Here is a 10354-nt window from a genome sequence, read left to right on the forward strand (position 1 = left end):
GCCGTTGCACCGGCTACCATAACATCGTGAAGGCCGTTCAACACGCGGCCCAAACGCTGCGCCAAACCGCGCAAGCTGCTGAATAATAAAATAAATATCAGCAGAATCAGTCCGAGTTCAGGGAGGACGAGGCGATGAGTGTAACGTCAGTTGGAACTTCCGTTAAGCGGCGGGAAGATAAGCGTTTTTTGACCGGCAAGGGCAATTATACCGACGATATGAACCGTCCTGGCCAAGCCTACGCCTATATTCTGCGCTCGCCCCACGCCTATGCGAAAATCGCCAAAATCGACCTGACGGCTGCGAAAGCCGCGCCGGGGGTTGTGGCGATTTTTACCGGCGACGATATGAAGGTCGGCTCCCTGCCCTGCGGCTGGCAGGTGCATTCCAAAGACGGCAGCCCCATGAAGGAGCCGCCGCATCCGCCGCTAGCGCAGGATTTCGTCCGGCACGTCGGCGACCAAGTGGCGGTTATCATTGCCGAAACTTATTCGGAAGCCAAAGACGCGGCAGAACTTATCGATATCGATTATCACCCGCTGCCCGCCATCGCCGACGCCAAAAAGGCGCTGGAGCCCGGCGCGCCGCCGGTCTGGCCGGACGTGGCCCCGGATAATCTCTGTTTCGACTGGCACATCGGCGATAAGGCGGCGACCGACGCGGCCTTCGACAAAGCCAAATGGGTCGCCAAGCTCGATCTCGTCAATAACCGCCTGATCCCGAACGCGATGGAGCCGCGCGCGGCGATTGGCGATTACGATGTGTCGAACGATCTACACACGCTCTACACCACGTCGCAAAATCCGCACGTCATCCGCCTGCTGATGGGGGCCTTCGTGCTCGGCATTCCGGAATCGAAGCTGCGCGTTGTCGCCCCCGATGTCGGCGGCGGCTTCGGGTCGAAGATTTTCCACTATGCCGAAGAGGCCATCGTTACCTGGGCGGCAAAGCAGATCGAACGCCCGGTGAAATGGACCGCCGAGCGCTCCGAAAGCTTCATGACCGACGCCCACGGGCGCGACCATCACTCCCATGCCGAACTGGCGATGGACGAGCAGGGCCGCTTCCTCGGCCTGCGCGTTGCCACCATCGCCAATATGGGGGCCTATCTCTCCACCTTCGCGCCCGCCGTGCCGACCTACCTGTCGGGCACACTGCTGGCCGGGGTCTATACGACGCCCGCCATCTACGGCGAAGTGAAAGCGGTGTTCACTCACACGGTGCCGGTCGATGCCTATCGCGGCGCGGGCCGCCCGGAAACCACGTTCCTGCTGGAACGGCTGGTCGATGTGGCGGCGGAAGTCTCAGGCATTGACCGGGTCGAGTTGCGCCGCCGCAACTTCATTCCGCCCGATGCCTACCCCTATCAAACCCCCGTGGCGCTGCAATATGACAGCGGCGATCATGCCGGGTGTTTGGATCGGGCCTTGGAAAAATCCGATTGGGCCGGTTTCCCGGCACGCAAAGCCGAATCGGCAGCGCGCGGCAAACTGCGCGGCATTGGGCTTTCGACCTATCTTGAAGCCTGCGGGATTGCCCCTTCCGCTGTCGTCGGCAGCCTGGGCGCGCGCGCGGCTTTGTACGAGGTTGGCAGCGTCCGCGTGCATCCCACCGGCTCGGTCACGGTCTTCACCGGCACCCATTCGCACGGGCAAGGCCATGAAACTACCTTTGCGCAGGTGGTATCGGACCAGTTGGGCATTCCCATCGAAAGCATCGAAATCGTCCACGGCGATACGGATAAAATCCCTTTCGGCATGGGCACGTATGGGTCGCGCAGTCTCGCCGTTGGCGGGTCGGCCATCGTGAAGGCGGTCGATAAGATCGTCGCCAAGGGCAAGCGCATCGCCGCCCATCTGCTCGAAGCCGCCGAGGCCGATATCGTTTTTGCCGATGGCAAGTTCACCGTGGCGGGCACCGACCGCAGTAAGGCGTTCGGCGAAATCGCCCTCGCCGCCTATGTGCCCCACAATTACCCGATTGAAACCGAAGAGCCGGGCCTGGAAGAAACCGCCTTCTACGATCCGAAGAACTTCACCTTCCCCGGCGGGGCGCATATTTGTGAAGTCGAGATCGATCCTGAGACGGGCGTCACCCAAGTCGTGCGCTTTACGGCGGTGGATGACGTGGGCCGGGTCATCAATCCGATGATCGTCGAAGGCCAGGTGCAGGGCGGGATTGTTCAGGGCATCGGGCAAGCCTTGCTGGAAAACTGCGTTTATAGCGAGGATGCCCAGCTTCTGACCGGCTCCTTCATGGACTATTGCATGCCGCGTGCCGACGATGTGCCGTTCATCACCGTCGATCATCACACCACCCTCTGCACGCATAATCCGTTGGGCGTGAAGGGCTGCGGCGAGGTCGGGGCTATCGGCTGCCCGCCAGCGGTTATCAATGCCGTGGTGGACGCACTGAAACCCTATGGCGTCAGCCATATCGATATGCCTGCGACGCCAGAAAAAAGTTTGGCAAACCCTTCAAGCCGCGCGGCCCGCTGCGGCGGCTGAATAAGGAGAGCGACCATGTACGCCTTTGACTATACCCGCCCCGCTTCGGTCGCCGATGCTGTCGCCACTCTGGCAAACGATAGCGATGCCAAGCCTTTGGCGGGCGGTATGACGCTGATCCCGACGCTGAAACAACGCCTCGCACAGCCGAGCCAGCTTGTCGATCTCGGTGCGTTGCCCGCTCTGGCGGGCATCCGCCGCGAGGGCGATACGCTCATCATCGGCGCGATGACCCGGCATGCCGATGTCGCCCGCTCGGAAGTCGTCGCGGCGGCGCTTCCGGCGTTGGCCGCCCTCGCTGATGGCATCGGCGACGCGCAAGTGCGCCATCGCGGCACAATCGGTGGCTCCATCGTCAACCACGATCCTGCCGCCGATTACCCCTCTGCGGTTCTCGGGCTCGGGGCGACGGTGGTAACGGATCGGCGCGAAATTGCGGCGGATGATTTCTTCACCGGCCTGTTTGCAACGGCGCTAGAAGAAGGCGAAATCGTCACGGAAGTCCGCTTCCCACTGCCGAAACGCGCGGCTTACGTGAAATTCCCCAACCCCGCCTCCCGCTACGCCGTCGTCGGCGTCTTCGTGGCGGAAACGGGAAGCGGCATCCGGGTCGCCGTCACCGGGGCTGGGCCGGGCGTGTTCCGCGCCGGGAATTTTGAGGCCGCCCTCACGGCCTCCTTCACCCCGAAAGCCATCGAAGGCCTCACCTGGGCATCGGACGACCTCAATAGCGACATCCACGCCAGCGCCGCCTATCGGGCGCATCTGATCGGTGTGCTGGCGAAGCGGGCCGTTGCGGCGATGAGTTAAGGAAAGATTGGGGGGCACCCGCCCCCTAATCCTATTTTTTGCGTAACCGCCGCTGGAACAGGCATAGTCTAAAGCCATATGTTAAAAGGCCAACCCAGCGACGGATTGCCGATATGACCAATGTCACCAACGCGCTTATTCTGGAGCACCTGAAGGCGATTCAGGGGAAGCTCAGCACAATGGCCGACGATCTCACCGACGTGAAAACCGACATGCGCGGCCTCAAAACCCATATGGCCGGTTTCATGCAGTCCGAGGTTGCTCAAGACGGCGTGCTCGCCTCGATCCGGGCGCGGTTGGACCGCATCGAACGTCGCCTCGATCTCACAGAAGGGTGAGCGTTTTTACGCCTCCCAACCATAGCTCAAGTCGCGCGCAGTGACCAAACTGGAGCCTTTTCGTGACCGTTTCCTCCCCGCTGCCGCCTTCCGTTGACGACACCCTCACGCTGCTGACATCGCAAGATTATGTTGCCGACCGGGCGCTGGCGACGGTGCTGTTTCTCGCCTTGAAGCTCGGGCGGCCCCTGCTGCTTGAAGGCGAGGCTGGCGTCGGTAAGACGGAGATTGCGAAAGTGCTGGCAGCGGGGCTCGGGCGGCGGCTCATTCGGCTGCAATGCTACGATGGGCTCGATCTGGCCAGCGCCTTCTACGAGTGGAATTACCCGAAGCAACTACTGGCGATCCGGCAGGCGGAAAGCTCTGGCGAGGGGCTATCGCTCTATTCCGACGAATTTCTGATCCGCCGCCCGCTGCTGGAAGCGCTGTCACCGCAACCGGGCGGTGCGCCGGTGCTACTGATCGACGAGTTAGACCGGGCGGATGAGCCGTTCGAGGCGTTCTTGCTGGAAATCCTCTCGGATTTTCAGGCCACCATCCCGGAAATCGGCACCCTTCGCGCGCCCGAGCCGCCGCTCGTGATCGTCACCTCCAACCGCACGCGCGAGATTCACGACGCGCTGAAGCGCCGCTGCCTCTACCATTGGGTCGATTACCCGACGGCAGAGCGCGAGGCGGCGATTCTGAGGGCTAAGGCGGGCAGCGTTGCCGAGGGGTTGGCTGCGCAAATCGTCGGCTTCGTGCAGCGTTTGCGCGGCATGGACCTATTCAAATCCCCCGGCGTCGCCGAAACGCTCGATTGGGCACAGGCGCTTGTGCAATTGGATGCGATTGCGCTTACCCCGGATTTGATCGAGCAAACCCTGGGCGTTCTGTTGAAATATCAAGACGATATTGCCCGGTTGCGCGGGTCCGAAGCCTTACGGCTGCTGAACGATATTCAGGCGGAACTGTCGCAAAAGCCGCTGGGCATCTGAGAAATGGCCGGGCAGATCGGCGAGACCATTCTGAGTTTCGTCCGCGTGCTGCGCCGGGCGGGGTTGCCGGTCGGCCCAGCCCATGCGCTGGCCGCGATTGAAGCCGCCGCCGCCGTGGGGCCGGAGCGGCGGGATGATCTCTACTGGGCGCTGCACGCGACGCTGGTGCGCAAGCGCGAGGAAAAGCCGATCTTCGATCAAGCCTTTCACCTCTTCTGGCGCAATCCGCGCCTGTTGGAGCGGATGATGGGCCTCTTGTTGCCGAATTTGCAACTTGAGGGCACGGGCACGCCGCCACCCGATCTGGCGGCGCGGTTGGCCGAAGCTTTCTCCAATCAAGCCCCACGCGAGGCAAAGACCGAACCGGAGCAGCGGGAGGAAATAACCGCCACCCTCTCCGCCTCCGCCCAGGAAGAACTGCGCCAGCGCGATTTTGACAGCATGAGCCTAACCGAACTTGCGGCGGCAAAAGCGGCGCTCGCGCGGCTGCGGCTCAGCTTTCCGCCCACGGTCTCGCGCCGCTGGCAGCGCCACCCCTGGGGTAAGCGCTTCGACGGGCGAGCAACCTTACGCGCAGCAGCCCGTTCGGGCGGGGAATTCGCCCTGCCGAAGTTCGCCCGGCGGCGGGAACGCCCCACGCCGATTGTGGTGCTCTGCGACATTTCGGGCTCGATGGACCGCTACGCGCGCATTCTGCTGCATTTCGTCCACGGGCTCACCCAGGATCACGACCGCGTGCAATCCTTCGTGTTCGGCACGCGCCTGACCAATATTACCCGCGCGCTGCAAGACCGCGACGTGGATCAGGCCGTTGACCGCGCCGCGCGCGCCGTCGTCGATTGGTCCGGCGGTACGCGCATTGGCGAGGCGCTGTTGCGCTTCAATAAGGATTGGGCGCGGCGGGTGCTCGGGCGCGGCGCGATTGTGCTGCTGATTACCGATGGGCTGGAGCGCGACGATCCGGCTTTGCTCGGGCGCGAAGCGGCACGGCTGCAACGCTCCTGCCGACGGTTGATCTGGCTGAACCCGCTTTTACGCTATGAGGGGTTTGCACCGCGCGCATTAGGCATTCAAGCGTTGCTGCCCCATGCTGACGAGATGCGCCCGGTGCATTCGCTCGATAGTCTGGCGGCGCTCGCCGAAGCCCTGACAAAACCCATTCCGGCCCGGAGGTGACTATGATGGCGCTTGATCCTGAAGACGTGCTCACTCAAGCCGCCGCCTGGGCCAAGGCGGGGGATGGCGTGGCCCTTGCCACCGTTATCGCTACCTGGGGATCGTCGCCGCGCCCGGCGGGCAGCCATTTGGCGATTGCCGCCGATGGGCGCTTTATCGGCTCGGTCTCGGGCGGGTGCGTCGAAGGCTCGGTGATCGAACAGGGGATCGAGGCCATTGCCGACGGCGAGCCGCGCCTGCTGACCTTCGGGGTGAGCGACGAGCAGGCCTGGTCGGTCGGGCTGGCCTGCGGCGGCACCGTGAAAATCTACGTCGAGCGGATCGAGGCTTAACCCATGCGCCTGTCCTTGCTCGAAAAGCTGCTGACCGCCCGCGCCGAAGGCCGCCCGGTCGCCCTTGTCACCGATCTCGCCACGGGGTTGCAAACCCTAGTCCACGAAAAAGTCATCGAAGGCGACTTTGGCGTGACCGCCGAGGAAAGCGAAGCCATTGCCGATTTGCTCGCCACCGAAGGCAGTGCCTTGGTGGGAGATTCCCATTTCGTTCAAAGCTTTACCCCCTCCCCCCGCTTGGTTTTGATCGGGGCGGTCCATATCGCCCAGGCGGTGATTCCGATGGCGCAGGCCTTGGGTTATGCCGTAACGGTGATCGACCCGCGCCAAGCCTTCGCCACCCCCGAGCGCTTCCCCGGCATTGCGCTGTCGACCGACTGGCCCGATGAGGCGCTGGACGCGCTGAAGCCCGATAGCCGCACCGCCATCGTCACCCTCACCCACGATCCGAAACTCGATGATCCGGCGCTCTCGGCAGCACTAAAGTCCGACGCTTTCTACATCGGGGCCTTGGGCAGTCGGAAAACCCACGCCAGCCGCCTGCAACGCTTGACCGAGGCGGGGTTTACCGAGGCCGATCTTCAGCGCATTCAAGGCCCGGTGGGTCTCGCGATTGGGGCTAAAACTCAGGCCGAAATCGCTTTGTCCATCCTGGCGCAAATCACGGCGATGCGGCGCTTAGGCAAAGCCAACCTCTAGCCCCATGCAGTTTGGCCCCCGCCCTGTATCGGAGTGTCTCGGCGCGCTGCTCGCCCATGCGACGCCGCCGTTCAAGAAAGGCCATCGGCTGACCGAGGCCGATTGCGCCCTTCTGGCCGCCGCCGGGCATCGTCAGATCATCGTCGCCGTCCTGGAACCTGGCGATCTGCACGAGGATGAGGCGGCCACCCGCCTCGCCGAAGCGCTTACCGGGCCGGGATTACGGGCGGAGGCGGCTTTTACCGGGCGCGTCAATCTGTTTGCCGCCGAAGCGGGTCTAGTCGTCCTGAACCGCGCCGCCCTGGAAGAGCTGAACCGGCGCGACGAGCGGTTGACCCTGGCAACCCTACCGCCCTTCGCCTCCGTGCAGGCGGGCGATATGGTCGCGACGATCAAGATCATTCCCTTCGCCGTACCCGGCGCTTTAGTCGAAACCGCGCTCGCTGCGCTGCCGCCTGAAGCCTTGCGCCTCGCCCCATTCCAACGCTTACGCCCGCTGCTGCTGCACACGCTTCTACCGGGAACAAAACCGAGCCTCGCCGAAAAGGCCCATAGCGTCACTGCCGCCCGCCTCGCCCCGCTGGGATCGATCCTGCCCCCCGTCCGCACGCTGCCGCACCGGCAAGAGGCGGTGGCGGATGCCTTACGGGTAGCGGTGGCAGAGGGCTTCGATCCGATCCTGATTATGGGCGCGAGCGCGGTTGCGGACCGGGCCGATGTGATCCCGGCGGGCATTGAGCAGGCGGGCGGTATCGTTCATCAGGTCGGCATGCCAGTCGATCCCGGCAATCTATTGATTCTGGGAGAGATCGGCACGACGCGTGTGCTGGGACTGCCCGGCTGTGCGCGCTCGCCCAAACTAAACGGCTTTGATTGGGTCTTGCAGCGTTTCGCCGCCGGACTCGCGGTGACGGCGGCGGATCTGCGCGCGATGGGCATTGGCGGCTTGCTGATGGAAATTCCCAGCCGCCCGCAACCGCGCCGGGCCGAACCCGAGGGGCGGAAAGCGCCGCGCTTGGGCGCGCTGCTGCTCGCCGCTGGGCAATCGCGGCGCATGGGGCCGGACAGCAAACTGCTGCTGCCGTTTCCCGATAACCGATGGTGGCCGTCAGCGCCGAGCATGTGCGGGAGGCGGGCTGTTTCGCGCCGATTCTGGGTCGTGACCGGCAGCGAGGGGCGGAGGTTCGGGCGGCGCTTGAGGCCAGCGAGGCGGGGCCGCTGACCTTTATCGAAGCGCTCGATTACGCCGAGGGGCTCAGCCGCTCGTTGATTGCCGGAATACACCACGCGTTAACGCTTCCCCTGGATGGCTTGCTGATTGCCCTCGCCGATATGCCGCTGGTTGGGGCCGAGGATTTGCGCGCCTTGGCCGCCGCTTTCGACCCTGCGGCGGGCCGGGCCGTGATCGTCCCCACCGTCTCCGGCCAGCGCGGCAACCCGACCCTCTGGGCGCGCGATCTGTTGCCGGAGATGCTGGCGCTCACCGGCGATCAGGGGGCGAAACGGTTGATGGATCGTTTTACCGACCGGCTGTTCGAGCTTCCCCGCGAGAATCCGGGGCTGCTGGCCGATCTCGATACGCCGGAAGCCTATCGCATTGCCTTGGCGAGCTTGCGACTCTCCCTCGGTGATACAAAGTAAATTGCACTTTCTTTAGAGTTGGTTATAGTACGTTTATCCAAGCAAGGATGAAGTGATATGGCCGACCGCATTCAAGGACCGTTAACCGATCGTGGGCTTCAGCTCGACACGCGCGTCGGCGGCCTGCGCTCGCCAGAAAAGCCCGAGAAGGTTAACGAGCGCGACCGCAAACGCTGGCGGCCCAAGATTCCGACGATGGAAGATTTGCAGGCGATTTTCATTGATGGGCAAATCCTGCTGCCGCTGCGATATTTTCGCGGTCACTATCTAGATATTCTCGTTTAACCTTCCTATCTGTCGAACGGCTTGCGACGTTAACGCTGTTAACTGATGCGCGCCGTTTTCCGGGCACCTCCCCGGACAGAAAGGAAAAAACGCCGATGACCGCCCTCCTCTGTTCCCGCGAAAAGCTTCTCGGCCCCAGCGAGGGCTGGAGCCTTGCCCCAATTGCGGAATGGCTACTCACGGAAGGCCAGCGCGCCCATAGTGCCGAAGCCCTGGTGGCGGGTCTCACCGAGCGGCTGCTGATTTTGGGATTGCCGCTGGACCGGCTGCGCGTTTCCGTCGAAACCCTGCACCCGCAGCTTATCGCCTGGTCGGTGAGTTGGTTCAAGGAAACCGGCACCAGTCTTTTTCTCGCCCCGCACAGCATTGGCCTACGCCCTGACTTTAAGGGCAGCCCCATTGAGCATATTCGCGCGGGCGGTGCCGAAATCCGCTATCGCCCCGCGCTCGGCCTGCTGGAGCATAATCAGCCGAACTTTTTCGATGATCTCGTGCAGGAGCAGATCAGCGACTACATCGCCCTGCCGATGGTGTTTTCGAACGGCACGCGCAATTTCGTCAGCTTCGGCTCCCGCGCCGCCGAGGGTTTTAGCGACGCTGATCTCGCCAAGCTGCGCGCCCTGGTGCTGTTTTTAACGCCGCTGTTCGAAACCCTGGAGTTGCGCTTCCTCTCCAAAACCCTGCTGGAAACCTATGTCGGCCCGCGCACGGCCGATAAAGTGCTCGCCGGGTCGATCAAGCGCGGCGATAGCGAGGTCATCCAGGCCGCTATCTGGTATTCGGACCTGCGCAATTTCACCGGACTTACCGAAAGCCTGCCCGCCGCCAAGCTCATCGAGCTTCTGAATGAATATTGCGAGCATGTCGCCGCCGCCGCATCCCCACGCGGGGGCGAGATTTTGCAGTTCATCGGCGATGCGATTCTGATCGTCTTTGCGGCGGACGGGGAAAACTCCCTGCGCATTGCCGCCAATAATGCCGTCGACGCCGCCATCGACGCCTTCAACGGCCTTGCCGTCGTCAATCACCGCCGCCAGCGCCGCCAGGAACCGCCGATCCGCTTCGGCGTGGGATTGCACGTCGGCACTGTCACTCACGGCAATATCGGCTCCCCCAGCCGCCTTGCTTTCAATGTCGTCGGCGGGGCCGTGAACCGGGCGGCGCGGCTGGAAGCACAGACCAAGGATTTCGATACGCCGCTCTTGTTCTCAAGCGATCTCGCCGCCTTGCTCTCCCAGCCCAGCCGTAAACTGGGGGATGTGCCGATGCGGGGGCTGGCCGGGCTTCATACCGTTCATACGCTGGAACCGCCGATTGAGATTTAACATTAAGTAAACTATGTAATACACTGTATTTAAACAAAATATCTTGACGAAGCGAGGATGCAAGCGCAGTGTTCCTTCACGGCGGCAGTTACGCCGCCCCGCCACGGAGGAAAACATGGCTGAGCATATCGTCTACACTGTAGAAGCGCGCAGTCGGACCGGAGCGGATAAGCGATTTGGGGTTTTCATGGACCGTCGAACGGCAGAATGCTGGACCAAGAAACTGGGCGACGACGTCGATACCGTGATTACCGAGTCCTATCT

10 protein-coding genes and 1 pseudogene are annotated in these 10354 nt (G+C 62.9%); all 11 read left to right on the plus strand.

Annotated elements, in window-relative coordinates; genetic code table 11:
* The first annotated feature begins 134 nt into the window (after positions 1-134).
* The 11 genes and pseudogenes from VZ95_RS06980 to VZ95_RS07025 all read left to right on the plus strand — a co-directional run bounded on the left by VZ95_RS06980 (position 135) and on the right by VZ95_RS07025 (position 10090).
* Positions 135-2511, plus strand: a pseudogene (locus tag VZ95_RS06980) (xanthine dehydrogenase family protein molybdopterin-binding subunit).
* A gap of 11 nt (positions 2512-2522) precedes the next feature.
* Positions 2523-3317: an FAD binding domain-containing protein gene (locus tag VZ95_RS06985; protein ID WP_045775216.1), complete on the plus strand. Its 795-nt coding sequence runs from the start codon at positions 2523-2525 to the stop codon at positions 3315-3317.
* Positions 3318-3430: 113 nt separating this feature from the next.
* On the plus strand, positions 3431-3655 hold the full coding sequence (locus VZ95_RS06990) for a hypothetical protein (protein ID WP_045775217.1): 225 nt from the start codon (positions 3431-3433) through the stop codon (positions 3653-3655).
* Positions 3656-3717: 62 nt separating this feature from the next.
* Entirely contained in the window at positions 3718-4632 is a 915-nt protein-coding gene (locus VZ95_RS06995; RefSeq protein WP_045775218.1) for an AAA family ATPase, read from the plus strand.
* Between the two features lie 3 nt (positions 4633-4635).
* Complete coding sequence (locus VZ95_RS07000; protein ID WP_045775219.1) at positions 4636-5808, plus strand: vWA domain-containing protein; 1173 nt, start codon at positions 4636-4638, stop codon at positions 5806-5808.
* A 2-nt stretch (positions 5809-5810) separates the two neighbouring features.
* Positions 5811-6140 carry an XdhC family protein gene (locus VZ95_RS07005; RefSeq protein ID WP_045775220.1) on the plus strand — a complete coding sequence of 110 codons (330 nt, stop codon included), beginning with the start codon at positions 5811-5813 and terminating at the stop codon, positions 6138-6140.
* A 3-nt stretch (positions 6141-6143) separates the two neighbouring features.
* Positions 6144-6839: an XdhC family protein gene (locus VZ95_RS07010; protein WP_045775221.1), complete on the plus strand. Its 696-nt coding sequence runs from the start codon at positions 6144-6146 to the stop codon at positions 6837-6839.
* A 4-nt stretch (positions 6840-6843) separates the two neighbouring features.
* Entirely contained in the window at positions 6844-8061 is a 1218-nt protein-coding gene (locus VZ95_RS22855; protein WP_232302529.1) for a molybdopterin-binding protein, read from the plus strand.
* Positions 7962-8480: a nucleotidyltransferase family protein gene (locus VZ95_RS26765; protein WP_052711559.1), complete on the plus strand. Its 519-nt coding sequence runs from the start codon at positions 7962-7964 to the stop codon at positions 8478-8480. Before VZ95_RS22855 ends, VZ95_RS26765 begins: the two co-directional genes overlap by 100 nt.
* 57 nt (positions 8481-8537) lie before the next feature.
* Positions 8538-8765, plus strand: a complete 228-nt coding sequence (locus VZ95_RS07020; protein ID WP_045775222.1) for a hypothetical protein — start codon at positions 8538-8540, stop codon at positions 8763-8765.
* A 95-nt stretch (positions 8766-8860) separates the two neighbouring features.
* On the plus strand, positions 8861-10090 hold the full coding sequence (locus tag VZ95_RS07025; protein WP_052711560.1) for an adenylate/guanylate cyclase domain-containing protein: 1230 nt from the start codon (positions 8861-8863) through the stop codon (positions 10088-10090).
* Positions 10091-10354: the final 264 nt, after the last annotated feature.

The sequence above is a fragment of the Elstera litoralis genome (assembly GCF_000963705.1).
Classification (GTDB): domain Bacteria; phylum Pseudomonadota; class Alphaproteobacteria; order Elsterales; family Elsteraceae; genus Elstera; species Elstera litoralis.